Consider the following 25920-nt stretch of genomic DNA (forward strand, 5'->3'; position numbering starts at 1 on the left):
CCACCCCAGTCAAAGACAAATTCAATATTGTCGACAATCGTCTAAGAACGAACTTCGTGTCTGTCGGTGTTGTCTGACTCCAGCCGCTGGCATCGACACACCAGCGTGGTAGAATGCCGCCGCCTCTGAGGGGGCAAACCCCCACAGCATCGCGTCAGGATTTATGAGACTCACACCCTTTCTACTGTTACTCAGCCTCTGTGGGCTGCCTGCCCTGAGCCAGGCGGCAGACAAGACTGTCTATGGCCTCAATGAATATGCCCGCCTTGTCGATATCGACCTCGAGGTTGCGGCCAAGCTCGACACCGGGGCCAAGACCGCCTCGCTGAGCGCGCGCGATATCAAGCGCTTCAAGCGCAACGGCGAATCGTGGGTGCGCTTCTATCTGGCAATTGACGCAGCCCATTCGCATCCGATAGAACGACCACTGGCTCGTGTCAGCAAGATCAAGCGACGCGCCGGTGACTACAACCCGGACGAAGGCAAGGCCTATACCTCCCGCCCGGTGATCGCGCTGAATATCTGCATGGGTACGGCCCTGCGCAGCATCGAAGTGAACCTGACCGACCGCAGTGCCTTCCAGTACCCGCTACTGATCGGCTCCGAGGCGCTCAAGCACTTCGACGCGCTGGTCGACCCAAGCCTTAAATACGCTGCCGGCAAACCTGCCTGCGCCACTGACGCTCATACCGCAGAGTAATTTCGATGCGCTCTCTTACCCTTCATCTGAAAGTCCTGATCACCCTCCTGGTGTTGCTGGGTGTGTCGATCACGGCGTACCAGATCTTCATGCTCGGCATCCCGGTGACCGAAGACGAAACCGACGACCTGTGGAACATCGATGCCAAGGTCGAGTTCGTCGCCAGCCCCAAGGACCCGATCAAGATCCAGATGTTCGTGCCGCCATTGAGCAACGACTACGTCAGCCTCAATGAGAGCTTCATCTCCAACAACTACGGCGTGAGCGTCAACCGTGTCGATGGCAACCGCAAGGTGACCTGGTCGGCGCGGCGCGCCAAGGGCAACCAGACCCTCTACTACCGCCTGGTACTGACCAAGCGCTACAGCAGCGAAAAGGTCAAGATCAAGGGCCCGACCTTCCGTGACAGCCAGCCGGTCGAAGGGCCGGAGAAGATCGCCGCCGAAGCGTTGATGGCACCTATCCGCCAGCACTCGGCCGACGTCGAGACCTTCGTCAGCGAGACCATCAAGCGGGTCAACAACCCCAACGACGACAACGTCAAGCTGCTGCTGGCCGGCGATGCTTCTTCGCTGAACAAGGCCAAGGTCATCGACCTGCTGCTGTCGATCGCCCACGTACCGGTGGAGAAGGTGCACACCATCCGCCTGCTGGCCGACCAGCCGCAGAGCCCGGAACTGTGGCTGCGCAGCTTCAACGGCAACGACTGGCTGTACTTCAACCCGGACACCGGCGAGCAGGGCCTGCCGGCCGACCGCCTGCTGTGGTGGACCGGCGATGATCCGCTGATCACCGTCGATGGCGGCAAGAAGGTCAACGTCAGCTTCAGCCTGAACAACAGCGAGATGAACGCCATCCGCCTGGCCAAGCTGACCGACGAGAACACCGACGCCGACTTCCTCGAATACTCGCTGTACGGCCTGCCGCTGCAGACCCAGCAGACCTTCATGATCATGGTGATGATCCCGATCGGCGTGCTGGTGATCCTGGTGCTGCGCAACCTGATCGGCCTGCAGACCCTGGGTACCTTCACCCCGGTGCTGATCGCCCTGGCCTTCCGTGAGACCCAGCTGGGCTTCGGTATCGCCCTGTTCACGGTGATCACCGCGCTGGGCCTGACCCTGCGCTCCTACCTCGAACACCTGAAGCTGCAGATGCTGCCGCGCCTGTCGGTGGTACTGACCTTCGTGGTGGTGCTGATCGCGGCCATCAGCCTGTTCAGCCACAAGCTGGGCCTGGAGCGCGGGCTGTCGGTGGCACTGTTCCCGATGGTGATTCTGACCATGACCATCGAGCGCCTGTCGATCACCTGGGAGGAACGCGGCGGCGGCCATGCCATGAAAGTCGCCATCGGCACCCTGTTCGCCGCCTCGGTCGCGCACCTGCTGATGAGCGTGCCCGAACTGGTGTACTTCGTGTTCACCTTCCCGGCGGTGCTGCTGATTCTGGTGGGCTTCATGCTGGCGATGGGTCGCTACCGCGGCTACCGCCTGACGGAGCTGGTGCGCTTCAAGGCCTTCGTGAAGGCTGACGCCTGATGTTCGGCCTATGGAAAACCTGGAAGGCCTTGGAAGCCCGGGGCATCATGGGTATCAACCGGCGCAACGCGGACTACGTGCTCAAGTACAACAAGCGCAACCTGTACCCGATCGTCGACGACAAGATCATCACCAAGGAGCGGGCGATCAAGGCCGGCATCCACGTGCCGGAAATGTACGGGGTGATCTCCACCGAAAAGGACATCGACAAGCTCGACGAGATCATCGGCGGGCGCAGCGATTTCGTCATCAAGCCGGCGCAGGGCGCCGGTGGTGACGGCATCCTGGTGATCGCCGACCGCTTCGAGAACCGCTACCGCACGGTGTCCGGCAAGATCATCACCCACGAGGAAATCGAGCACCAGGTGTCGAGCATCCTCACCGGGCTGTACTCACTGGGTGGCCATCGCGACCGCGCGCTGATCGAGTACCGGGTAACCCCGGACCAGATCTTCAAGAGCATCAGCTACGAAGGCGTACCGGACATCCGCATCATCGTGCTCATGGGCTACCCGGTCATGGCCATGCTGCGCCTGCCCACGCGCCAGTCAGGCGGCAAGGCCAACCTGCACCAGGGCGCCATCGGCGTGGGTGTGGACCTGGCGACCGGCCTGACCCTGCGCGGTACCTGGCTGAACAACATCATCAGCAAGCACCCCGACACCACCAATGCGGTGGACGGCGTGCAACTGCCCAACTGGGACGGCTTCATGAAGCTGGCCGCCGGCTGCTATGAACTGTGCGGCCTGGGCTACATCGGCGTGGACATGGTGCTGGACCAGGACAAGGGCCCGCTGATCCTGGAACTCAACGCCCGCCCCGGCCTGAACATCCAGATCGCCAACGATTGCGGCCTGACCCTGCGCACCCACGCCGTCGAGGCGCACCTTGAGGAACTGGCCAGCAATGGCATCAAGGAAAGCGTCGAAGAGCGCGTGCGCTTCGCCCAGGAACTGTTCGGCCACATCCCGGCGCAGTAATCTGCCACCGCCCTGGCGCAGCAGCGCACAGGGCGGTCGCCGATCCGCTAGGAGCATCGCCTGCACAGGACTACAATGCTCGCCCCGCCTCGACAGCTGTTCACCCGAATGCCGACCTGCACACTTCACCCCCTGCCCTACCAGGCCGACCCGGCCGCCTACTTTGCCCGTATCCGCCAGGCACCTGGCGCCGTGCTGCTCGACAGCGCGCGGCCTGGCGCCGTGCGTGGGCGCTTCGACCTGCTCAGCGCCTGGCCACTGTGCACGCTGACCCCGGACGCCGAGGAAGACGGCCAGCACTACCTGCAGCGCCTGCGCGAGCAACTGGCCGGGCTTGGGCGCGCGCACTTGCCGGCAGGTGTCGAGCTGCCGTTCGCCGGCGGCCTGATCGGCTACCTGAGCTACGACTTCGGCCGGCGCCTGGAGCGCCTGCCCGCCATTGCCTGCGACGACCTGGGTCTGGGTGACGCAAGCCTGGGGCTGTATGCCTGGGCACTGATCAGCGACCATCAGCTGCAGCGCAGCCAGCTGGTGTTTCATCCGGCGCTGCCCGCCACCGAACGCGAGCGCCTGGTGGCACTGTTCGAGCACGACGCCCCGACGGCAGCCGGCGCATTCAGGCTTGCTGCGCCAATGCGCGGCGACCTCGCAGCCGAGGATTACCGTCAGGCGTTCGAGCGGGTGCAGCAGTACATCCATGCCGGCGACTGCTACCAGATCAACCTTACCCAACGCTTTCGCGCACCCTGCCAGGGCGACCCGTGGGCGGCCTACCAGGCGCTGCGGGCTGCCTGCCCTACGCCCTTCTCCGGCTATCAGGTACTGGCCGATGGCAGCGCGCTGCTGAGCTTCTCGCCCGAGCGCTTCATCAGGGTCAGCCAGGGCGAGGTCGAAACCCGCCCGATCAAGGGCACCCGTGCGCGCAGCAGCGACCCCGTGCAGGATGCCGCCAATGCTGCCGAGCTGCTGGCCAGCACCAAGGACCGCGCCGAGAACCTGATGATCGTGGACCTGCTGCGCAACGACCTGGGGCGCAGCTGCGCTACCGGCTCGGTGCAGGTGCCGGAGCTGTTCAGCCTGGAGAGCTACCCCAACGTGCACCACATGGTCAGCAGCGTGACCGGACGCCTGGCACCGGGCAAGGATGCGCTGGACCTGATAGCCGGCAGCTTCCCCGGCGGCTCGATCACCGGGGCGCCGAAGATTCGGGCGATGCAGATCATCGACGAACTGGAGCCGAGCCGACGTGCACTGTATTGCGGCTCGCTGCTGTATGTGGACGTGCGCGGGGAGATGGACAGCTCGATCACCATCCGCAGCCTGCTGGTGAAGGACGGCCAGGTGTGCTGCTGGGGAGGCGGTGCGGTGGTGGCGGACTCGCAGTGGGAGGCGGAGTACGAGGAGTCGATCACCAAGGTCAGGGTGTTGCTCCAGACCCTGCAGGGCCTCTAGAACGCTTCGCCGGCAAGGCCGGCTCCTACAGCGTGCAGGAGCCGGCCTTGCCGGCGAAGGCGGTATTACAGGCTCAACGACCTGTTCGAGGCCTTGATGAACTCTTTCTTCAGCGCCTCGAAATCATGCACCGCCGGGAACTGCGGGAACTCGCGAATCACGTTTTCCGGCGCATGGAACAGGATGCCTGCATCCGCCTCGCCCAGCATGGTGGTGTCGTTGTACGAGTCACCCGCCGCGATCACCCGGTAGTACAGGCTCTTGAATGCCAGCACCGACTGGCGCTTGGGGTCTTTCTGGCGCAGTTGGTAGCCGGTCACACGATCGCTCTGGTCGGTGATCAGGCGGTGGCACAGCAAGGTCGGGAAACCCAACTGGCGCATCAGCGGCTGCGAGAATTCGTAGAAGGTGTCGGACAGGATCACCACCTGGAAACGCTCGCGCAACCAGTCCACGAACTCGATGGCGCCGTCCAGCGGCTTGAGCGTGGCAATCACTGCCTGGATGTCGGAGAGCTTGAGGCCATGCTCATCCAGGATGCGCAGGCGCTGCTTCATCAGCACGTCGTAATCGGGAATGTCGCGGGTGGTGGCCCGCAACGATTCGATTCCGGTTTTTTCCGCAAAGGCGATCCAGATCTCCGGGACCAGTACACCTTCCAGGTCGAGACAGGCAATTTCCACAGCTCACTCCTCGAACAACGCTAAAAATGGAAGGCGCACTCTACAGGCGCGCCGTCTAACCCGGCAATTTTTGTTAACATTCGCCCATTACGAGCGCCAAGCGCCATTCAATGACCGGAAGCCGCCTGATGAGCCAACCCTTCGACGTCGCCGCCCTCGCCGCGACCTATGCCAACAAGTCCCCGCAGGACATCCTCAAGCTCGCCTTCGAACACTTCGGCGACGACCTGTGGATCTCCTTCAGTGGCGCCGAAGACGTGGTGCTGGTGGACATGGCCTGGAAGCTGAACAAGAACCTCAAGGTGTTCAGCCTCGACACCGGCCGCCTGCATCCGGAAACCTACCGGTTCATCGATCAGGTGCGCGAGCAGTACAAGCTGCCGATCGAGATCCTTTCCCCCGATCGCAGTGCACTCGACCCCTTCGTGAAGGAAAAGGGCCTGTTCAGCTTCTACAAGGACGGCCACGGCGAATGCTGCGGCATCCGCAAGATCGAGCCGCTGCGCCGCAAGCTGAGCACCGTCAGCGCCTGGGCCACCGGCCAGCGCCGCGACCAGAGCCCGGGCACCCGCAGCCAGGTGGCCGCGCTGGAAATCGACAGCGCCTTCTCCACCCCCGAGCGCACCCTGTACAAGTTCAACCCGTTGGCGCAGATGAGCAGCGAAGAGGTGTGGGGCTATATCCGCATGCTCGAACTGCCCTACAACAGCCTGCATGAACGCGGCTTCATCAGCATCGGCTGCGAACCCTGCACGCGCCCGGTACTGCCCAACCAGCACGAGCGCGAAGGCCGCTGGTGGTGGGAGGAGTCGACTCAGAAGGAATGCGGGCTGCACGCCGGCAACCTGATTACCAAGGGCTGAACATGCACACCCTGAGCGCAGCACCTGGCCCCACCTGCCAGACATTGCGTCAGCAGTAAGGGCATCGCGGCCAGTGGCTGGGCTACCTGCTCGCGGGGCTATCTGCAGGAGCGCCTTCAGGCCACCGTGCTGGCGGCCTGAAGGCACTGCAAGGGCTTAGTGCACTGGCAGTTCGACGCCAGCGAACAGCTCTTCGAGTTCCTGCTTGTTGTGGCACTGGATGGCCTTGGCCATGACTTCGCGGGTCAGGTGGGGCGCGAACTTCTCGATGAAGTCGCACATGAAACCACGCAGGAAGGTGCCACGACGGAAACCGATCTTGGTGATGCTGGACTCGAACAGCTCACTGGCATCGAGCACCACCAGGTCGTTGTCGAGCTTGGTGTCCACCGCCATCTTGGCCACGATGCCCACGCCCAGGCCCAGGCGCACGTAAGTCTTGATCACGTCGGCATCGGCCGCGGTGAACACCACCTTGGGGGTCAGGCCGCGATGGCTGAAGGCTTCGTCGAGCTTGGAGCGGCCAGTGAAGCCGAACACATAGGTCACGATCGGGTATTCGGCCAACGCCTCCAGGGTGAGCTTGGGCAGCTTGGTCAGGGGGTGACCCTGCGGCACCACCACGCAACGATTCCAGCGGTAGCACGGCATCATCACCAGATCACCGAACAGCTCCAGGGCCTCGGTGGCGATGGCGAAGTCGACGGTACCGTCAGCCGCCATCTCGGCGATCTGCATCGGCGAGCCCTGGTGCATGTGCAGCGCCACTTCAGGGTATTGCTTGATGAACGAACTGATCACCGGCGGCAGGGCGTAGCGTGCCTGGGTGTGGGTGGTGGCGATCGACAGGGTGCCCTTTTTCTCGTTGGAGAATTCCTGGGCGATCTGCTTGATGCTCTCGACCTTGCGCAGAATCTCGCCGGCGGTGGTGATGATGCGCTCACCTGCCGGGGTCACGCGGGTCAGGTGCTTGCCGCTGCGGGCGAACACTTCCACACCCAGCTCGTCTTCCAACAGGCGAATCTGCTTGCTGATCCCCGGCTGGGAGGTATACAGGCTCTGCGCTGTCGCGGAGACGTTGAGGTCGTGGTGCGCCACTTCCCAGATGTAGCGCAATTGTTGAAGCTTCATAGGTATCCCTCAAATCAACTGGGCGTCACCGGCAGCAGCGACGAGTTATAACTATATTAGTGGTTTGAAGAATAAATCTAGAACTATTTCTTCAGCTTTCTTACAACGTCCTACACCGCCTCCCCTATGACTTGCGCCGCCCCAGGTACTGCGCCAGGGGCACCATGTACACAGGCACCGGCGACAGCTGAAGGACGCGTACCGCCGTGCGCCCCAAGGGGATCTCGCTACCGGCGCCCTGGCTGTGGCTGCCGACGATCAGCAGGTCGACGCTCAGGCGCTGGGCCTGCTCCAGGATCACGTCGGCCGGGTCGCCCTGGCGTACCCGCACCGCGCGGATCAGCGCCAGGTCTTCCTTCTCGCCCAGTTCATCCTGAAAGTTCTCCAGCACCCGCTGTTCGATGTTCGCCATCACGGTATTGAGCGCCCGACCGCGCATATGGGACAGGGTATGTTCATCAAGGTAGCTTTCCAGCAGCGATTCGGCGAACTGGCCCATCGGTTCCACGGCATGGACCACGTACAGTTCGGCGCTGAAGCTGCGTGCCAGCGCCAGCGCGTGTTGCATGACATAAGGGGAGTAACAACCGAGGTCGGTGGCACACAGCATCGAACGGATCATTTGACCTCCTAGCTGCCGATACGGCAGGGCAAGGTTCAGCTTAGCAGCGCCAAAACGACGCGCAGAGCCGTCCGGCGCCCTGCCAGGCGGCCTAGCCGGGGGTACGTTCGTTGCTGATGCCGTGGGGCACATGGCCGGTGGCGACCACTGCACTGGCGCGTTCGCAGTGCCCTGCCTGGTCGTCGAAGAACACATCGGCCGCGAACGCCTCGAGAAACGCCGACTTGTCCAGGCCGCCGAGAAACAGCGACTCGTCCAGGCGAATGTCCCATTCGCGCAAGGTGCGGATGACCCGCTCGTGGGCCGGCGCCGAGCGCGCCGTCACCAGTGCGGTGCGAATCGGACAGGCGCCACTGGGGAACTCTTTCTGCAGCACGTTGAGCGCCGCCAGGAAGGCCTTGAACGGCCCGCCGCGCAGCGGCTCGCGGGCCGACTCGCGCTCGCTGGCCTGGAACGCCTCCAGGCCGCCGAGCTGATAGACGCGCTCGGACTCGTCGGAAAACACCACTGCATCGCCATCGAAGGCGATACGCAGCTCCGCGCTGGCCGCACGCCGTGCCCCGCCGGAAAGGATGGTGGCAGCGGCAAAGCCGGCGTCCAGTGCGCGGCGCACATCTTCTGCATCGGTGGACAGAAACAGGTGGCAACCAAAGGCGGCCAGGTACGGATACGGACTGCGCCCGCCAACGAAGGCTGCCCGCGAGATACCCAGACCATAATGCTCGATGGAATTGAACACCCGCAGCCCGGTGTCGGCGCTGTTGCGTGACACCAGCACCACCTCGACCCGGGCCTGGCCGAGGCTGGCGTTGAGGCCCAGCAGCTTTTCCACCAACGGGAACGCATCACCCGGTTGCAGGTATTCGTCTTCGTGCTCGATCTGGTACTGGCGGTAGGCTTCGACACCCTCGGCCAGGAACAGCCGATGGCTCTCGCTGAGGTCGAACAGTGCCCGTGATGAAATGGCTACCACCAGTTTGTCGCCAAGGCCTTTGCTCATCGCCGCTCTGCTCCGCACTGCCCTGCATCGGGCGCCATAAGGTCAAACAATCGACACACTATCAGGCCGGGCGCTGCCGCCCGCAACCTGCGAGCGTGTCGGGTGACGGCACTTTTGATCAGAAAACCCCATACCAATGGGCCAAAGCGGCAGGAAAGCGGGCCCTGCCCATTGTCGAATCACGGTGTAACGCGCTAAGGTTCGGCACCCCGCCGCGTTCAATCATGCTGCTCCGCCGCGCGGGTAGCTGGCGGCCGGCACCCGTGACCTGACGAGTAACACGATGGCTGATTTACCGATCGACGACCTTAACGTTGCCTCCAACGAGACCTTGATCACCCCCGATCAGCTCAAGAAGGACATTCCACTCAGCGCCACCGCCCTGCAGACCGTGACCGCGGGCCGCGAAGTGGTACGCAATATCCTCGACGGCAAGGACCACCGCCTGTTCGTGGTGATCGGCCCCTGCTCGATCCATGACCTCAAGGCCGCACACGAATACGCCGAGCGCCTGAAGGTGCTGGCGGCCGAAGTCGCCGACACCCTGTACCTGGTGATGCGCGTGTATTTCGAGAAGCCGCGCACCACGGTGGGCTGGAAGGGCCTGATCAACGACCCGTACCTGGATGACTCGTTCAAGATCCAGGACGGCCTGCACATCGGTCGCCAACTGCTGCTGGATCTGGCGGAAATGGGCCTGCCCACCGCCACCGAAGCCCTCGACCCGATCTCCCCGCAGTACCTGCAGGACCTGATCAGCTGGTCGGCGATCGGCGCGCGCACCACCGAATCCCAGACCCACCGCGAGATGGCCTCGGGCCTGTCTTCGGCCGTCGGCTTCAAGAACGGTACGGACGGCGGCCTGACCGTGGCGATCAACGCACTGCAATCGGTTTCCAGCCCGCACCGTTTCCTGGGCATCAACCAGGAAGGTGGCGTATCCATCGTCACCACCAAGGGCAACGCCTACGGTCACGTGGTGCTGCGCGGCGGCAACGGCAAGCCCAACTATGATTCGGTCAGCGTCGCCCTGTGCGAGCAGGCCCTGGCCAAGGCCAGGATCAAGCCGAACATCATGGTCGACTGCAGCCACGCCAATTCCAACAAGGACCCGGCCCTGCAACCGCTGGTGATGGACAACGTGGCCAACCAGATCCTCGAAGGCAACGAGTCGATCATCGGCCTGATGGTCGAAAGCCACCTCAACTGGGGCTGCCAGGCCATCCCCAAGGACCTTGCCGAACTGCAGTACGGCGTGTCGATCACCGATGCCTGCATCGACTGGGAAGCCACCGAGAAGTCCGTGCGCAGCATGCGCGCCAAGCTCAAGGACGTGTTGCCCAAGCGCAACCGCGGCTGAAAGCCATCAACGAAAACGCCGGGCAATGCCCGGCGTTTTCGTTTTCAACAGGGTGTCAGCAGGCTCAGGCCTTGTTGGAATGCTTTTGATGACGTTCCATGTAGCGCTCGACATAGGAGCACGAGGGGATCACGGTGTAGCCCATGTCCTCGGCATAGGCGAGGGCCTTTTCGGTCAGCGCCGCAGCGATGCCTCGCCCACGCAGCGCATTGGGCACGAACGTGCGGTAGATATCCAATGTCTGCTTACCCAGGTCCATGTAGGTCAGGTAGGCACGATGACCGTCCACATTGGTCTCGAACTGATGACCAGCCTGGTCATGGTGGATGGACAACGCCTCGCTCATCACTACTCCTCGCGGGTCTTCTCGTCAGACCCTTACCTTACCGATGTTTGTCCGGCGAAGGAACCTCTACGCCACCCCGTGCCCGTTTGGACAGCGAGAACAGCCTGGTTGTTCTCTGGCAACTGAGCACCTACAAATAGTAGGCGCCCAGTGCACAGATGCTCAAGGTACTTGATCGTAAAAAACCTGCACTTGCAGCATGCGAACACGGCAGCGAGCCACACTGCCAACAGTAGCCGGATGATGTAGTGGTAAGACGAACAATGACACTTGGAGTCACTTTTAGTTCACTACAAAGACGCATTTACAGCGGTGTTTCAGCGCCGCTACAAAAGCACCTGCATTCTTTTCACACCCCCGCCGGGGCGGCCTGCGCAACCGCGCAATTTTTTTCCGGTTCTTGCGCTCGGTCAGTTTACTTACTACAAGTAATGGGTACTATGTACGCCGGCCAGTTTCTCTTTGTTGAGAGATGGCTCTTTAATAGAAAGTCCTTGAAGGGGAACACGATGAACAACGTTCTGAAATTCTCTGCTCTGGCTCTGGCCGCAGTACTGGCCACCGGTTGCAGCAGCGTCTCCAAAGAAACCGAAGCCCGTCTGACTGCAACCGAAGACGCAGCAGCCCGTGCACAAGCTCGTGCCGATGAAGCCTACCGCAAGGCTGATGACGCTCTGGCCGCCGCTCAGAAAGCTCAGCAAACTGCTGACGAAGCTAACGAGCGCGCTCTGCGTATGCTGGAAAAAGCCAGCCGCAAGTAATAATCCTTCGGGATTGTTAAAAAGCCGACCCACCTGTGGGTCGGCTTTTTTATTGCCTGCAGAACCGTCCTGCGCAAACGACGAGGCCCGCATGAAGCGGGCCTCGTGCAAACACGGGCGGGTTACTGCATTTCGAGCGGAACGCTCGATACCATCGGCGCACTGGCGTCACCCGGCACCGCGATCTCTACCGGGATACCATCTTCGGCCGCCACCACGTCACGCACCATGTCCCAGTTCATGCGCAGGTTGTTGGCCAGGTCTTCGCGCTTGAGCAGGGCATTGATCACTGCCGTGTGCTTGTCGACCACCGACGGGTCGCCCTTGTCATCCAGCGGGGTATGCGCCTCGAGGTAGACCTTGCCACCACTGAGGCCGAACTTGTACGGCTCGTTGATGATACGCACCGAAGTCCCCACCGGTGCCATGCTCGCCAGTTGCAGCACGTTGTTGTTGAGCATGCGGAAACAGCCATGGCTGGTACGCATTCCGATGCCGAACTTCTTGTTGGAACCGTGGATCAGGTAGCCCGGTACGCCCAGGGTGAACTTGAACGGGCCCAGCGGGTTGTCCGGGCCGGCCGGCACCACGTTGGGCAACGGATCACCGTCGGCGGCGTGCTCGGCCTTGATCGAGGCCGGTGGGGTCCAGGTCGGGTTCGGCGTCTTGGCCGTGACCTTGGTGTTGGCAATAGGCGAACCCCAGCCTTCGCGGCCGATGCCCAGCGGGAAGGTGTGCACCACGTTCTCGCCTTTGGGGTAGTAGTACAGGCGGTACTCGGCAAGGTTGATCACGATGCCTTCGCGCGGGCCCGGCGGCAGGATGAAACGGGTCGGCAGCACGATCTCGGTGCCGGCGCCTGGCAGCCAGGGGTCCACGCCCGGGTTGGCCGCGACCATTTCCAGGTAGCCAAGGTCGTTGGCGGTACCGATGTCGGCGAAGGTGTCCTCATACTTGGCCTTGATCACCTGGACCTGGCCGATGACATCCTCGCCCGGCGGCGGCAGGGGGAACTCCAGAGCGGCAACAGGGCCCGCCGCCAGCAGGGCGGCCAGGGACAGGCAACGGGTGACGGCGGGAAAGCGCGGCAACATCCGGGAAATCCTTCGCTAATTCAGGTGGGTCAAGCGGGCAATTGTACACCGCCCCCCGCGGGATCGGGAGGCATCCGGGCACAGAACCCTTGCCAAACGTAAAAGATCCGACGTCAGGCCTGCAGCTCGGGCCATACCGGACGCGTGCCGCGCCGCTGCGCCTCGAGGATCGCCCGGCACAGGCGGCACAGGCGCTGGTCACGGTAGATGCTGCGTTCCACACCCGACCAGCGCGGTTGCGCCGGCAACAGGGTGCCACACAGGGTACGGTCGACGGAGCCGCCCAGTTCGAGTTGGCGGGCGATCAGGTGGACGCGACTCTCCTGGCAGGCGAACAGGTCAAGCTGTTCGTCAGGCTCGATCAATTGATAGGCATACAGGGACCAGGCGGGACGCGGCATCGGGGGCTCCAAATCGGGGGCGCAACATTAGCCGAAAGCCGATCAGTATAAAAGCGTCAAAGCAGCGGTTTTATTGATGGCCAGGCATTTTCCAGCAACTGCGCCTGGGCGCCCTGCCCCGGATGGATGCCATCGGCCTGCATCAGCTCGGGCACGCCACCTACCCCTTCGAGAAAGAACGGCACCAGCGGCACGTCCTTTTCCTTGCCAAGATCGGCATACACCTGTGCGAACGCATCGGTGTAGCGCTTGCCATAGTTGGGTGGCAGGCGCATGCCCAGCAGCAGCACCCTGGCACCGGCATCACGGGAGCGATCGATCATCGAGGCAAGATTTTGTTGCAATTGCGCCGGTGCCTGCCCGCGCAGCCCGTCATTGCCGCCCAGCTCCACCACCACCAGGCTGGGCTTGTGCTCTGCAAGCAGCGCAGGCAGCCGCGCCTGGCCCCCGGCACTGGTGTCGCCACTGATCGAGGCATTGACCACCTTGTCATCGAAACCCTCGGCCTTGAGCCGCTGTTCGAGCAGGGCAACCCACCCCTGACGGGTATCCAGGCCAAAAGCGGCACTGATACTATCCCCAACGATCAACACCGTTCCTGCCGATGCGCCCTGGGCCATGCACAGCAAGGCCAGGCCTGCACTCAATAACCACACTCGCATTGGATTCTCCATGGGCCCCAGCATCTTGACTGCGCGCAACCTTAGCAAAGTGGTCCCCAGCGCGGAAGGCGACCTGACCATCCTGCACGAACTGAGCCTGGAATTGAAACAGGGCGACAGCCTGGCCATTGTCGGCGCCTCCGGCTCGGGCAAGTCCACCCTGCTCGGCCTGCTGGCCGGCCTCGACCTGCCCAGTGCAGGCTCGGTGACACTGGCCGGGCACGACCTGGGCCCGCTCGACGAAGACCAGCGCGCCCAGGTCCGCGCCGAGCATGTCGGCTTCGTGTTCCAGTCGTTCCAGCTGCTCGACAGCCTCAATGCCCTTGAGAACGTGATGCTGCCCCTGGAGCTGGACGGACGCCGCGATGCCCGCGAACACGCCCGCAGCCTGCTCGAACGGGTCGGCCTGGGCCAGCGCCTGAGCCATTCGCCACGCCAGTTGTCCGGCGGCGAGCAGCAGCGGGTGGCAATTGCCCGCGCCTTTGCCGCCGAGCCTGCGGTGCTGTTCGCCGACGAGCCCACCGGCAACCTCGACAGCCACACCGGTGAACGCATCAGCGACCTGCTGTTCGAACTGAACAAGGAACGCGGCACCACCCTCGTCCTGGTCACCCACGATGAACGCCTGGCGCACCGCTGCGGCCGGCTGATTCGCCTGGAAGCCGGCCACCTGGTCACCCCGCTGGAGCCCTAGATGGCACACCTGTCGTTTCTGCGCCTGCCGAGCCTGGCGTTGCGTCAACTGATGCGCGATGCACGCGCCGGCGAACTGCGCGTGCTGTTCTTCGCCCTGCTGGTGGCCGTGGCCGCCAGCACCGCCATCGGCTACTTCGGCGCCCGCCTGAACGGCGCCATGCTGCTGCGTGCCACCGAGTTCCTTGGCGCCGACCTGGTGTTGCAGGGCAGCGCCCCGGCCACCCCGGAACAGATCCGCAACGGCGAGCAGCTGGGCCTGGCCCATGCGAAAGTGGTCGAGTTCTCCAGCGTGATCGCCACCGACAACGGCATCCAGCTCTCCAGTGTCAAGGCTGCCGGCACGGGTTACCCGCTGCGCGGGGAGCTGCGCAGTGCCGCCGAGGCCTACGGGCCGGAGGTGGCCGGCGGTGGTCCGGCGCCGGGCGAAGCCTGGGTCGAGTCGCGCCTGCTGGCGGCGCTGAACCTCAAGATCGGTGACAGCGTCGACGTGGGCATGAAGACCCTGCGCCTGAGCCGCGTGCTGACCTATGAGCCGGACCGCGCCGGCAACTTCTACAGCCTCACCCCGCGGGTGCTGATGAACCTCGCCGACCTGGATGCCACCGGCGTGGTGCAGCCCGGCAGCCGGGTCACCTACCGCGACCTGTGGCGCGGCGAGCCCCAGGCCCTGGCAAGCTACACCCAGGCTACCAAGGCGGGGCTTGCCGCCCACCAGCAACTGCGCGACTCGCGTGACGGCAACCAGCAGATCGGCGGTGCACTGGGCAAGGCCGAACGCTACCTGAACATGGCCAGCCTGGTGGCGGTGCTGCTGGCCGGCGTGGCCGTGGCGCTGTCGGCCAGCCGTTTTGCCATGCGCCGCTTCGATGCCAGCGCCCTGCTGCGCTGCCTGGGCCTGTCCCGACGCCAGGCGCTGAGCCTGTTCTGCCTGCAACTGGCGATTTTGGGCAGCGTGGCAGCCCTGGGGGGCGCACTGCTCGGCTGGCTGGCGCAACTGGGCCTGTTCGCCCTGCTGCAGGGCCTGCTGCCTTCGCAGGTGCCGCCAGGTGGCATCGCCCCGGCCCTGGCCGGGATCGCCACCGGGCTGGTGGCGCTGGCCGGCTTCGCCCTGCCGCCATTGGCAGCGCTGGGCCGGGTGCCGCCGCTGCGGGTACTGCGCCGCGACCTGCTGCCGGTGCCGGCAAGCACCTGGCTGGTGTATGGCGCAGCGCTGTTGGCCCTGGGCCTCATCATGTGGCGCCTGAGCCTGGACCTGCTGCTGACCTTCGCCCTGCTCGGCGGTGGTCTGGTGGCCGCGCTGGTGCTGGGCGGTCTGCTGCTGCTCGGCCTGCGCAGCCTGCGCCGGCTGCTGGCCGGCGCCCCGCTGGCCTGGCGCCTGGGCCTGGGGCAACTGCTCAAGCATCCGCTGGCGGCGGCAGGCCAGTCGCTGGCCTTCGGCATGATCCTGCTGGCCATGGCCCTGATCGCCCTGCTGCGCACCGAGCTGCTCGACACCTGGCAGAACCAGCTGCCCAAGGATGCTCCCAACTATTTCGTGCTCAACATCCTGCCGGACGACAAGGACACCTTCGCCCAGCGCCTGAACGAATTCTCGGTCCATGCCGCGCCGTTGTTCCCGGTGATTCCCGGGCGCCTGACGCTCATCAATGGCGAGCCGGTGCGCGAGATCGTCAGCAAGGAATCCACCGGTGACCGCGCCGTCCAGCGCGACCTGAGCCTGACCTGGGCCGCCGACCTGCCCCAGGGCAACACCTTGAGCGCCGGCCAGTGGTGGCAGGCACAGCCAACGGCCGATGCCTTGCCCGGCGTGTCGGTGGAGGCGCAGCTGGCCGAGAGCCTCAAGCTCAAGCTGGGCGACACCCTGACCTTCAGCATCGGTGGCCTGGAGCGCCAGGTACAGGTCAGCAGCCTGCGCACGGTCAACTGGGACAGCTTCCAGCCCAACTTCTACATGATCTTCCAGCCCGGCACCCTGCAGGACCTGCCGACCACCTATCTCACCAGCTTCTACCTGGCCCCAGGCCACGACCAGCAGGTGGTGGCCCTGTCGCGAGCGTTCCCGGCAGCCACCATCCTGCAGGTCGATGCGCTGCTGGAGCAGTTGCGCAGCATCCTGGCCCAGGTGACCCTGGCGGTACAGTATGTGCTGCTGTTCGTGCTGGCGGCGGGCCTGGCCGTGTTGTTCGCCGGGCTGCAGGCCACCCTGGACGAGCGCATCCACCAGGGTGCGCTGCTGCGGGCACTGGGCGCCAGCCGCAGCCTGCTGGTCAAGGCCCGGCGCATCGAGTTCGGCCTGCTGGGCGCTGCCAGCGGCCTGCTCGCGGCGCTGGGCACCGAACTGATCAGCCTGCTGCTGTACCGCTACGCATTCGACCTGCACTGGAGCCCGCACCCGTGGCTGCTGCTGTTGCCGGTGATCGGTGCGTTGCTGGTGGGGGGTGCGGGGGTATTCGGCACGCGCCGGGCGCTCAATGCCAGCCCGCTGACAGTGCTTCGCGAGGGCTGATAGACTCGGCGGCTACCTACCAGAGCCTGGAAGCCCATGAGCCGATACCGCCCGCCCCGCACTGCCGGCACCGCACTGATCACCCCACAGGGCGAGGCGCGCATGCGCGCCGAGCTGCATGAACTGTGGCATGTGCGCAGGCCCCAGGTGACCCAGTCGGTCAGTGAGGCAGCAGCGCAAGGTGACCGTTCGGAAAACGCCGAGTACACCTACGGCAAGAAGATGCTGCGCGAAATCGACAGCCGCGTGCGCTTCCTGACCAAGCGCCTGGAAAACCTGAAAGTGGTGAGCGAACGGCCCAGCGACCCGAACAAGGTGTACTTCGGGGCCTGGGTCACGGTCGAGAACGAAGACGGCGAACAATCGCGCTACCGCATCGTCGGGCCCGACGAGCTGGACTTGAAACTGGGCCTGATCAGCATCGATTCGCCCCTGGCCCGCGCCCTGATCGGCAAGGCGCTGGACGCTGAAGTGCGGGTGCAGACACCGACTGGCGAACAGACGGTGTACATCGTCGAGATCGAGTACCCCTGAGCGATCAGGCGCGGGTGATCAAGCCCTGGCGGGCGACGCGGGTCAGGTGGTGGATCACTTCGGCGGCATCGGCCCTCGAGGGCGCCTGCACCACGGCCAGGTCGAAACGGTCGTTGCCGAACCGGGCGAGGGTTTCGCAGGAGTCGGCGAACTGGATCAGGAACGCCGTGGCGCGGCCTTTGGGGCGGGGCCAGCCATCGAGGTAGCGCAGCAGGGTCGGCTGGTGTTTGCCGCTCAGCAGAATGCGCGGCGTGCGAGCCGCCTGGCTGGTAGGGAGAGGGGTGAGGCAAACGCTGGTACGTGGGCAACTCATGGTGTACTTCTCTGTGCCTCGCAGATCCCGCTGGGCTGCGGTGCGAGGCGTCACCGAACCAGCGCTTTAGCGGTATTCGGACGACCTGCTGGTGGTCTTCCTGCGCCCCGCAAGTAGCTGTTTAAATCGGCGCAAGCCAGCATCCTAGAGAAGCGCCGGCCCGGCTGTCAACAATGCCATCGTCTGATAAACGACCCGGACGCCGGAAAAACAAGCGAGTTTCTCGCATTCGACGGCGACGCCGGTTCCTGCACCTGTCGGCGCCCCTGAAGGCGCCTGCGTTGCCGCAGAAGCAAGCAGCCGGGTCGGGCACAAAAAAGGGCCTGCAATGCAGGCCCTTTTTGTGCCACAACGCCAAGGCTCACTTGGCGATCATGCGGTCCACCGACGCCCTGCCCGCCCCTTCCACCAGTACCGCAATCGCGCCACCCAGCAGCGCCAGGGCGAACTCATAGCCGTTGTTGGCCATGAACAGACCGTTGCCGATGTGCACCGAGAAAATCGCCACCAGCAGCAACCCCACCAGCGCCAGGGCCGCCGGGCGTGCCAGCAGGCCGATGACCAGTGCCAGCCCGCCGAAGAACTCGGCACCACCGGACAGCGCCGCCATCAGTGTCGGCGGGGTCAGCCCCAGGCTTTCCATGTACTGCGCGGTGCCTGCCAGCCCGCCGCCACCAAACAGGCCGAACAGCTTCTGCGAGCCATGGGCCATGAAGATGATGCCGATGAAGATGCGCAGTACGGTAATGCCCCAGCCGGCGCGGGTGAACAATACGGAGTTGATGGCGTTCATGCTGTCTTCCTTAAGCGATGCAGGTGTGTGGTAGAGGTCGCCATCTTAATCATATTTTCAAATGTTAAAATCGCGATTATCTGCACATACAAATCGTAATATTCGATTACTTGCGTGAGGCCACTTTTCGTCCCCGGGCTTCCAGCGCGTCGCGTTCGCGGTCGAATGCCAGAAAGTACTTGTTGACGCTATTAACATAGCTGACCGGCCCCATTCCCACCTGCTCGAGCGCCACACGCTCTACCTGAAAGAACCACTGGTTGGGGTTCAGGCCGCGTCGCCGCGCCTCGGCCCGCATGGCCTGAACCCGCTCCGGCCCCAGGTTGTAGCCGGCCAGCACGAACGCCATGCGCTCGCGTTCGTTGAGCTGGTTGCTGGAAAAGAACTTGCGCCGGATCAGTGCCAGGTAGCGCGCGCTGGCCTGTACATTGCCATCGACATTGGCGATATCGCTGATCCCCACCCGCTGCGCCGCACCGGGGGTGATCTGCATCAGCCCATGGGCGCCACCTGCGCCCCTGGCCGCCGGGTCGAGGGCCGACTCCTTGAACGCCAGTGCCGCCAGGTTCAGCCAGTCCAGGTTCTGGGCCTGGGCGTGACGCTGCAGCACCGGCCGCAGTTTTTCCAGGCGCTGGCGGTTGGCCTGGGCCAGCGGGTAATGCACCTTGTACAGGCGCCGGTAGATACGCTCGAACGCCACATCCTGATCGGCCGGGGCGTGATACCCCTTGAGGAAGCGATCGACACTGGCGTGCAGCATCGCCGCGTCGCGGCGCACGTACCAATGCATCGCCTCGGGCTGGGCCAGCTGCACCTTGCGCTGCACCAGCAGCTTGGGCATCACCTGCGCCCAGCGCCGGGCAATCGGCTGTTCGACCACGGTCAGGTGGAAGATGCCGGCCTGCACCATTTCCAGCACATCCTCCACCGCAAGGCTGGGGTCCGCCCATTCCACCTTGAGCGGCGCCAGCTTGCGCAGGGCCAGGCGCTGGTTGATTTCGTGGAGGGTATCGCCTGCCGCACTCGAACTGGTCAGGGTCACGGTGCGGCCGGCAAGCTGCTCGACGCGCTGGTAGGTCCGTTCGCCCTTGCGCCCCACCAGCACCAGCGGCACATTCTCCAGCACCGGGTCGCTGGCCATCACCCCGCGGGTGGAACTCAAATCGATCAGCTCGCCGGGCGCCACCAGATCGCCCTCGCCACGCTGCAATGCGCCAATCAACTGGTCCTTGGCCTTGGGGATGATCTTCAGGCGGATCTGCTGACCGTCACGGGCACGCCCGTTGAGGTAGTGCTCGAAGGCGATCAGCCGATGGTATTCGATGCCCACCGGCTGGCCCTTGACCTCGCCGGAGCTGTTGCGGCTCTGGTTGACCAGCACGCGCAACACCCGGCTTTCACGGATCTGCGCCAGGTCGCGCACCTTGGCCGCAGGCACCGCCTGCTGCGGGCCAGGCAGGCGTGCGTGGGCCGGGCCGGCGCACAGCAGGCCCACACACAGCAAAAAAAGCCAAAGTGATCGCGTCATCCGGTCTCCGGCAAAGGGCCGCGATTGAGTATTTGACGCCATAATGAGCGGTCGGTCCGTGACAATTGACCGCAAAAGACCGCGACAACTTCTTGAAGTTCTTGGCGTTATTGGTATTTTTCGGCGCTGCCAAGCGCTTTTGCCGCACAACCTGAGGTAGCACCATGCAACTCATCGACATCGGCGTCAATCTGACCAACCCAAGTTTCGACGGCAAGCACGAGGCCATCTTGCAGCGTGCCGAGGCCGCCGGGGTGCATCAGATGCTGGTGACCGGTACCAGCCTAGCCGGCAGCGAAGCCGCGCTACACCTGTGCGAGCAACTCGACCCGCAGGCCCGGCGCCTGTTCAGCACGGCCGGTGTACACCCCCACGATGCCAGCAGCTGGAACAGCGACACCGCGCGCCATCTGCGCGCGCTGCTCGAACAGCCACGGGTGCACGCGGTGGGTGAATGCGGGCTGGACTTCAACCGCGACTTCTCGCCGCGCCCGCAACAGGAAAAGGCCCTGGAAGAACAACTGGCGCTGGCGGTGCAGCTGCAGATACCGGTGTTTCTGCACGAGCGTGATGCCAACGAACGCCTGTTGCAGATTCTCAAGGACTACCGCGACCGCCTGCCCGCCGCCGTGGTGCACTGCTTTACCGGCGAGCGCAGCGCCCTGTTCAGCTACCTGGACCTGGACCTGCACATCGGCATCACCGGCTGGATCTGCGACGAACGTCGCGGTACCCACCTGCACCCGCTGGTTGCCAGCATCCCCACTGGCCGCCTGATGCTGGAGAGCGACGCCCCCTACCTGCTGCCCCGGACCCTGCGCCCCAAACCCAAAAGCGGTCGCAACGAACCGGCCTACCTGCCCGAAGTGCTGCGCGAAGTGGCCCTGCACCGCGGCGAGACACCCGAGCAAGTGGCTGCGCACACCAGCGACTGCGCCCGGCGCTTCTTCGGGCTCCCCGACATAGTTTGACGCATATCAAGATTTGTCTTTGAATTGGCTGGCACACTGATGGCACCTTGCCAAATTGTTTCCGCTCAATCAGAGAAGACCTATCCATGGGTGCCTGGCTCAGCAATATCTCACTGAAGTACAAGTTCTGGGCGGTGAACGCAGTCGCCTTCGTCACAACCCTGTTCGTGGTGCTGTATGCGGTGCACCTGGAAACCCGCGCCAGGGCCGAGACGGCCCAGGCCCGGGTGCAATCCGAAGCCCGCCTGCTGGCCGCCTGGCCCGCCGGCCAGGCCTTGCCGCAGAACGCCACCTGGGTCAGCTTCACACCCGGGCAGGCGCCCACCTTCGATGGCCAGGCGTTGCCGGCCCTGGCCACTGCCCAGGGCTGGGTCGAGCTGAACGGCATGCCGCTGCTGGGCAGCGACCCGCTGATCGGTGCGCAGGTCATCCAGCGCGATGGCCAGCAGATCGCGGTACTGGCCCAGGCCCCGAGCATGGCGCAGGTGTTCACCGACCGCTTCGTCAACTATGCGGTGTGCGTACTGATCCTGATGCTGGCCATGCTGTGCGCCTCGCAGTTGCTGATCCGCTTCCTGCTCAGCCAGCTCAACATCCTCAAGGACGTGATGCTGCACGTCGAGAAGACCGGTGACCTGTCGGCACGGGTGCCGCTGTCCTGCGGCGACGAGATCGGCCAGATGGCCAGCGCCTTCAACGCCATGCAGACCACCTACCACCGCGTGGTCAACACCGTGGCGCGAACTGCCGCGCAGCTGGATGCCGGCGCCGCGCGCCTGGCCGCCAGCATGAACGAGGTGCGCCACGGCATGCTCGGCCAGCAGAGCGAAACCGACCAGGCCGCCACCGCCATCAACGAAATGACCGCCACCGTCTACCACATCGCCCAGCATGCCGGCGCCACACGCGACCTGTCGCAAAGCGCCGACACCCTGGCCGGCAGCGGCAAGGACGTGGTCAGCCGCGTGCAGTCGTCGATCTCGGGGCTCTCCACCGGCGTGCAGCAGACGGCCGAGATGATTCGTCAACTGGCCGAGGACAGCCAGAAGATCAACAGCGTGGTCGGGGTGATTCACAGCATCGCCGAACAGACCAACCTGCTGGCCCTCAACGCGGCGATCGAGGCGGCCCGTGCCGGCGACCTGGGCCGCGGTTTCGCGGTGGTGGCGGACGAGGTGCGCAACCTGGCCAAGCGCGTGCAGAGCTCCACCGACGAAATCACCACCATGGTCTCTGCCCTGCAGGCCGGCACCCGCGATGCGGTGGAGTTCATGACCGAGAGCTCGTTCAAGGCCGACGACTGCGTCAAGCAGGCCCAGGAAGCCGGCGAGGCCCTGGCGGAGATCACCGGCGCGGTGGCGCAGATGCGCGAGAGCAATACCCAGATCGCCGTGGCGGCCGAACAGCAGAGCCAGGTGGCCGAAGAGATGAACCGCGCAGTGGTGAGCATCCGCGACGTGACCGAAGAGACCGTGCAGCAGACCGTCGACTCGGCCACCACCAGCAGCGAACTGGCCACCCTGGCCGGCGAGCTGAACAAGGCCATCGGTCAACTCAAGCTATAAACGCGATAGCCGCGCGCAATTGGCCCCCTGGCGGGGGCCAAACTACGCTTGGGTTATCCGTTTTGCACCTTGAGGAGAACCGTGATGAACAAGCACCTGTTTCACCTGCCCCACTGGCATCACGCCCCTCGTACCCCCACCAACATCGCGCTGCAGCTGATTGCGCTGCCGCTGCTGGCCATCGGCGCGCTGCTGGTCTTGAGCGGCGCGCTCGACGCCGACCTGGGCACCCTGGCCGTCGGCGTCATCGGCCTGCTGGCCGGTGTGGCGGTGGAGCGCCAGCGCCAGTGATTCAGGCGAACACGGTCACCGTCTGGCGGCTGATGGCAAGCAAATCACCGGCTCCGTTCCACAAGGCGGCCGCCACATGGCCGTAGCCGTCACGCGCGTAGTCGATCTGGGCGCAGTACTGGCACCAGTCCAGGGTGGTCAGGCTGGCCACCGGCTGCACGAACTCGATGGTCCAGGTCAGGGTGCTGCCGGCAGCGGGCTTGCTCAGGTGCGGCATCAACGCCGGTGGCCAGGCATCGACCAGCGCCAGCAGGTGGGCTTCGGTCACCGGCTCCTCGACCACATCCTCACCGCGCAGGCGCACCCAGCCGCCCATCTCGCGTGACCGGCTACCGCTGAACGGCAAGCCGCCAATGCCCCAGCGCATGGCCAGGTGGCGAATGAACTCGGGGGTCACGCCCTTGATGAAGGGCAACTCGGGGCTGGACTCGGCAAGGCTTTTCATCGGCACCGGCGCCAGCCCTGACACCTGCACCACCGAATCGCGCCCGGCACCGAAACTGCCCTGCACCAGGGTCACCACCTGGCCATTCTGTACCGCGCGCCCCAGCAGCGAGCTGACCGCCTTGCCGTCACGCAACAGCTCCACCTCGAAACTGATCGGCACCCCAGGCTCGGCCGGCCCTACGAAGGTGATGGCCAGCGAGCGCACCGGACGGTCCGGGGCGACCTTGGCGTGCATGGCCTCGTACACCAGCGCCGCCATCAGCCCGCCGAAACAGGCACGCCCCTGGGCCCATTCGGCCGGGATGGTCACCGCCTGGGGCTGCAGGCGCACGGCGGTGAGCAGTTGGGAAAAATTCATCGGGACCTCGACCAGTGGGCAAATGTGGCGATGTTAACCAGCCGCCGCGCCGCGCACAGGCCGCATTTGCGCCAAACACGCGACTTATCGACGTTGGATTTCGCTCAGCAGTGTCTCCAGCGTGCGGTCGGCACGTTGCTCGGCCGCCGCCTGTTGCGCCTGCCAGTGCGCCACGCAGGGCGCCAGGCCAGGCTGCTGCTCGGCCTGCAACAGCCACTGCAACAGGTCGTGCCAGTCGCCCAGATCGCCCTGGGCGCGCTTGAGCCCGCGGCGCAGGGCCGGGCGCAGGCGTTCGAGCTGTGGATAGGCCTCGGCGCCATAGCGCACCCGCTTGATCAGCAGGCGCAGGCGGTGGCGGTCGTGCGCCGGGTCGTTCATGGCAGCCTGCAGGTTGCGCCACTGCTTGTGCAGGCGCTTGCCCACCCGCGCCTCCAGGCGGCGTACCAGGCCCTGGCGCTGGGCCGCGCGCAGGAACATCGGGAAGGCATCGATGATCGCCAGCAGCCGCGCAAGCTCGGCGCTGGCCGCCACCCGGGCAAAGGTGCGGGCCGGGTCGCCAAGCTGCTGGCGGGCCACCTCGGGCAGCCCGCGTTCGAGCAACTGCGCGGCCAGCACCTCGCGATCGCGCAGCGGCGTGGTCAGGCGCCCCAGCTCGGCGGCAGCATCCTCCAGCTTGTCCACCCCCGGCAGCCCGCGCAGGGGCCGCAGCAGGCTGCGCAGGCGACGCACGCTGGTACGCAGGTCATGCAGCGCCTCACTGTCGGTATTGGCCGCCAGGCGCGCCTGGCAGGCCAGCAGGCGCACGTGCAGGGTCAGCACCTGGGCGATCACATGGTCGAGCATTGCCGACATGGCCTGGTCCTCCCTCAGCGCCCGGCGCGCGATTCACGGATGTAGAAGCGTGCCTTCTCGGCCTTGTTGCTGCAGCCTTCGAAGGCTTCGAACTGCTGCTGGGTCTTGGCGCCGGTCAGCAGCGACAGGGCCTTGGAATAGCTGACCGTGCCGGCGAAGCCCTCGGCCTTGGCCAGGTCCAGCTCCTTCCAGGCCGAATCCAGCTGATTGGCGCAGCTGTCCCGGTACGCCGTCTTGCCGGCGCAGCCGCTCAGTACCAGGGCAATCAGGGGCAGGCAGATCCAGGCTTTCATCGGTGTTACCTCAAAAGGAAAATGTTCGGGGTGGCACTTCGACGGCACGCACGCTGAAAAGTGCCCTGCTCAGCGTAGCCCAGCGCTTGTCACGATTGAAGCACAGCCCTGAATGGGTGCATTGTTAGGCCCACGAGCAGAACAGCCGCAAGGAACGACCATGAGCAAACGCGTAGCACTGGTGCTGGGGTCGGGGGGCGCCCGAGGGTATGCACACATCGGCGTGATCGAGGAGCTGGAGCGGCGCGGCTACGACATCGCCTGCATTGCCGGCTGTTCGATGGGCGCAGTGATCGGCGGCATCTACGCCGCCGGCAAGCTCGACGACTACCGACGCTGGATCGAGAGCCTGGATTACCTGGATGTGCTGCGCCTGGTGGACGTGAGTTTCAGGCTGGGCGCGATTCGCGGCGAGAAGGTGTTCGGGCAGATCCGCAAGATCGTCGGCGAGGTCAACATCGAGAACCTGCGCATCCCCTACACCGCAGTGGCGGCCGACCTCACCAACCAGCAGGAGATCTGGTTCCAGGAAGGCTGCCTGCACCAGGCCATGCGCGCCTCGGCGGCGATCCCCAGCCTGTTCACCCCGGTGGTGCAGGGCAACCGCATGCTGGTCGATGGCGGCATCCTCAACCCGTTGCCGATCATCCCGGTGGTGTCCAGCCACTGCGACCTGATCGTGGCGGTGAACCTCAACTCCACCAACCAGAAGCATTACCAGTTGCCGGTGATCGAGCGGCCGGCGGCGTTCAAGTTGCGCTTCGACAACCTGATCAACTCGCTGGGCTCGCACCTGCCGTTCCGGCGCAAGGCCGCCGAAGGGCTGATCCGCATCGAGCAGGCGGCGCCCAACCCGTGGCTCAGCGATGCGGCCGAGCCCGAGGCGCAGCAGCCCTCGGCGGCGCCCGAGACTGACGGCGCGCCGAAATCGGCGGCCGGTTCGTTCATTGTCGACAACGTGGGCCCGGCTTCGCTGCTGGACCTGATCAACCAGAGCTTCGAGGTGATGCAGACGTCGCTGGCGCAGTACAAGATCGCCGGCTACCCGCCGGATGTACTGATCAACGTGCCCAAGCGGGTGTGCCGGTTCTTCGAGTTCTACAAGGCGCCGGAGCTGATCGCGCTGGGACGCGAGATTGCACGCGATACGCTGGACAACTATGAGGCCGAAAGGCGCTAG

The 25920-nt window shown here is 64.7% G+C and carries 28 protein-coding genes; 14 read left to right on the forward strand and 14 right to left on the reverse strand.

Annotated features, from left to right (window positions below):
* Positions 1–163: 163 nt before the first annotated feature.
* From rloA to pabB, 4 genes are all read left to right on the forward strand, one after another.
* On the forward strand, positions 164–700 hold the full coding sequence (rloA, locus tag FW760_RS20960) for a retropepsin-like aspartic peptidase RloA (protein ID WP_043863077.1): 537 nt from the start codon (positions 164–166) through the stop codon (positions 698–700).
* A 5-nt stretch (positions 701–705) separates the two neighbouring features.
* Entirely contained in the window at positions 706–2238 is a 1533-nt protein-coding gene (rloB, locus tag FW760_RS20965) for an osmotic stress tolerance membrane protein RloB (RefSeq protein ID WP_043863078.1), read from the forward strand.
* Positions 2238–3218, forward strand: a complete 981-nt coding sequence (locus FW760_RS20970) for an alpha-L-glutamate ligase-like protein (RefSeq protein ID WP_043863079.1) — start codon at positions 2238–2240, stop codon at positions 3216–3218. The genes rloB and FW760_RS20970 overlap by 1 nt, the downstream gene beginning before the upstream one ends.
* A 108-nt stretch (positions 3219–3326) precedes the next feature.
* Positions 3327–4670, forward strand: coding sequence for an aminodeoxychorismate synthase component I (gene pabB / locus FW760_RS20975; RefSeq protein ID WP_116053386.1), 1344 nt, complete (start codon positions 3327–3329; stop codon positions 4668–4670).
* 65 nt (positions 4671–4735) lie between these two features.
* Here the strand turns inward: pabB and thrH are convergent, their stop codons facing one another.
* Positions 4736–5353 (reverse strand): bifunctional phosphoserine phosphatase/homoserine phosphotransferase ThrH, encoded by a 618-nt coding sequence (thrH, locus tag FW760_RS20980; protein ID WP_043863081.1) that lies wholly within the window; start codon positions 5351–5353, stop codon positions 4736–4738.
* 128 nt (positions 5354–5481) lie between these two features.
* On the opposite strand from thrH, the gene FW760_RS20985 reads away from it, so the two are divergent.
* The gene (locus FW760_RS20985; RefSeq protein ID WP_116053384.1) at positions 5482–6216 is read left to right on the forward strand and encodes a phosphoadenylyl-sulfate reductase; all 735 of its coding nucleotides are present in this window, start codon (positions 5482–5484) and stop codon (positions 6214–6216) included.
* A gap of 156 nt (positions 6217–6372) precedes the next feature.
* On the opposite strand, the gene cysB is transcribed toward FW760_RS20985, so the two are convergent.
* From cysB to FW760_RS21000, 3 genes are all read right to left on the reverse strand, one after another.
* Entirely contained in the window at positions 6373–7347 is a 975-nt protein-coding gene (cysB, locus tag FW760_RS20990) for an HTH-type transcriptional regulator CysB (protein WP_043863083.1), read from the reverse strand.
* Between the two features lie 124 nt (positions 7348–7471).
* On the reverse strand, positions 7472–7969 hold the full coding sequence (locus FW760_RS20995; RefSeq protein WP_043863084.1) for a universal stress protein: 498 nt from the start codon (positions 7967–7969) through the stop codon (positions 7472–7474).
* A 91-nt stretch (positions 7970–8060) separates the two neighbouring features.
* A complete protein-coding gene (locus tag FW760_RS21000) occupies positions 8061–8969 on the reverse strand; it encodes a 5'-nucleotidase (protein WP_043863085.1) in 909 nt (302 codons plus the stop codon).
* A 283-nt stretch (positions 8970–9252) separates the two neighbouring features.
* On the opposite strand from FW760_RS21000, the gene FW760_RS21005 reads away from it, so the two are divergent.
* Entirely contained in the window at positions 9253–10329 is a 1077-nt protein-coding gene (locus tag FW760_RS21005) for a 3-deoxy-7-phosphoheptulonate synthase (RefSeq protein WP_043863086.1), read from the forward strand.
* Between the two features lie 64 nt (positions 10330–10393).
* Here FW760_RS21005 and FW760_RS21010 read toward each other — a convergent pair whose 3' ends face one another.
* Complete coding sequence (locus tag FW760_RS21010; protein ID WP_043863087.1) at positions 10394–10675, reverse strand: GNAT family N-acetyltransferase; 282 nt, start codon at positions 10673–10675, stop codon at positions 10394–10396.
* 509 nt (positions 10676–11184) lie between these two features.
* Here FW760_RS21010 and oprI point away from each other — a divergent pair.
* Entirely contained in the window at positions 11185–11436 is a 252-nt protein-coding gene (gene oprI, locus FW760_RS21015; RefSeq protein ID WP_037058464.1) for an outer membrane lipoprotei OprI, read from the forward strand.
* Positions 11437–11558: 122 nt separating this feature from the next.
* Here the strand turns inward: oprI and FW760_RS21020 are convergent, their stop codons facing one another.
* The 3 genes from FW760_RS21020 to FW760_RS21030 all read right to left on the reverse strand — a co-directional run bounded on the left by FW760_RS21020 (position 11559) and on the right by FW760_RS21030 (position 13593).
* Positions 11559–12530, reverse strand: coding sequence for a L,D-transpeptidase family protein (locus FW760_RS21020; protein ID WP_043863088.1), 972 nt, complete (start codon positions 12528–12530; stop codon positions 11559–11561).
* 113 nt (positions 12531–12643) lie between these two features.
* Positions 12644–12931 (reverse strand): hypothetical protein, encoded by a 288-nt coding sequence (locus FW760_RS21025; protein ID WP_043863089.1) that lies wholly within the window; start codon positions 12929–12931, stop codon positions 12644–12646.
* Between the two features lie 56 nt (positions 12932–12987).
* A complete protein-coding gene (locus FW760_RS21030) occupies positions 12988–13593 on the reverse strand; it encodes an arylesterase (RefSeq protein ID WP_043863090.1) in 606 nt (201 codons plus the stop codon).
* Positions 13594–13603: 10 nt separating this feature from the next.
* Between FW760_RS21030 and FW760_RS21035 the strand changes: the two genes are divergently transcribed.
* Genes FW760_RS21035 through greB form a run of 3 tightly spaced genes read left to right on the forward strand, consistent with a single transcriptional unit; the run spans position 13604 to position 17329 of the window.
* Entirely contained in the window at positions 13604–14287 is a 684-nt protein-coding gene (locus FW760_RS21035; protein WP_043863091.1) for an ABC transporter ATP-binding protein, read from the forward strand.
* Positions 14288–16795 (forward strand): ABC transporter permease, encoded by a 2508-nt coding sequence (locus tag FW760_RS21040; RefSeq protein WP_116053381.1) that lies wholly within the window; start codon positions 14288–14290, stop codon positions 16793–16795.
* 36 nt (positions 16796–16831) lie between these two features.
* Positions 16832–17329, forward strand: a complete 498-nt coding sequence (greB, locus tag FW760_RS21045) for a transcription elongation factor GreB (protein ID WP_043863093.1) — start codon at positions 16832–16834, stop codon at positions 17327–17329.
* Positions 17330–17333: 4 nt separating this feature from the next.
* On the opposite strand, the gene FW760_RS21050 is transcribed toward greB, so the two are convergent.
* The 3 genes from FW760_RS21050 to FW760_RS21060 form a co-directional block, all read right to left on the reverse strand.
* Positions 17334–17642: a hypothetical protein gene (locus FW760_RS21050; protein WP_054915688.1), complete on the reverse strand. Its 309-nt coding sequence runs from the start codon at positions 17640–17642 to the stop codon at positions 17334–17336.
* A gap of 361 nt (positions 17643–18003) precedes the next feature.
* On the reverse strand, positions 18004–18435 hold the full coding sequence (locus FW760_RS21055; RefSeq protein WP_043863095.1) for a DoxX family protein: 432 nt from the start codon (positions 18433–18435) through the stop codon (positions 18004–18006).
* Positions 18436–18541: 106 nt separating this feature from the next.
* A complete protein-coding gene (locus FW760_RS21060) occupies positions 18542–19963 on the reverse strand; it encodes a transglycosylase SLT domain-containing protein (RefSeq protein ID WP_043863096.1) in 1422 nt (473 codons plus the stop codon).
* 164 nt (positions 19964–20127) lie between these two features.
* Here FW760_RS21060 and FW760_RS21065 point away from each other — a divergent pair, with 164 nt between their 5' ends.
* From FW760_RS21065 to FW760_RS21075, 3 genes are all read left to right on the forward strand, one after another.
* Complete coding sequence (locus FW760_RS21065; RefSeq protein ID WP_446443936.1) at positions 20128–20934, forward strand: TatD family hydrolase; 807 nt, start codon at positions 20128–20130, stop codon at positions 20932–20934.
* An 86-nt stretch (positions 20935–21020) separates the two neighbouring features.
* Positions 21021–22499, forward strand: a complete 1479-nt coding sequence (locus FW760_RS21070; protein ID WP_054915686.1) for a methyl-accepting chemotaxis protein — start codon at positions 21021–21023, stop codon at positions 22497–22499.
* A gap of 84 nt (positions 22500–22583) precedes the next feature.
* Positions 22584–22790 (forward strand): hypothetical protein, encoded by a 207-nt coding sequence (locus FW760_RS21075; RefSeq protein ID WP_052504289.1) that lies wholly within the window; start codon positions 22584–22586, stop codon positions 22788–22790.
* Between the two features lies 1 nt (position 22791).
* Here the strand turns inward: FW760_RS21075 and FW760_RS21080 are convergent, their stop codons facing one another.
* From FW760_RS21080 to FW760_RS21090, 3 genes are all read right to left on the reverse strand, one after another.
* Positions 22792–23595 carry an acyl-CoA thioesterase gene (locus FW760_RS21080; RefSeq protein ID WP_043863099.1) on the reverse strand — a complete coding sequence of 268 codons (804 nt, stop codon included), beginning with the start codon at positions 23593–23595 and terminating at the stop codon, positions 22792–22794.
* A gap of 84 nt (positions 23596–23679) precedes the next feature.
* Positions 23680–24447 carry a CHAD domain-containing protein gene (locus tag FW760_RS21085; RefSeq protein WP_043863100.1) on the reverse strand — a complete coding sequence of 256 codons (768 nt, stop codon included), beginning with the start codon at positions 24445–24447 and terminating at the stop codon, positions 23680–23682.
* 14 nt (positions 24448–24461) lie between these two features.
* Positions 24462–24740, reverse strand: coding sequence for a hypothetical protein (locus tag FW760_RS21090; protein ID WP_043863101.1), 279 nt, complete (start codon positions 24738–24740; stop codon positions 24462–24464).
* 160 nt (positions 24741–24900) lie between these two features.
* Between FW760_RS21090 and FW760_RS21095 the strand changes: the two genes are divergently transcribed.
* Positions 24901–25920, forward strand: a complete 1020-nt coding sequence (locus FW760_RS21095; protein WP_078480475.1) for a patatin-like phospholipase family protein — start codon at positions 24901–24903, stop codon at positions 25918–25920.

The organism is Pseudomonas sp. 1176_21, assembly GCF_052850635.1.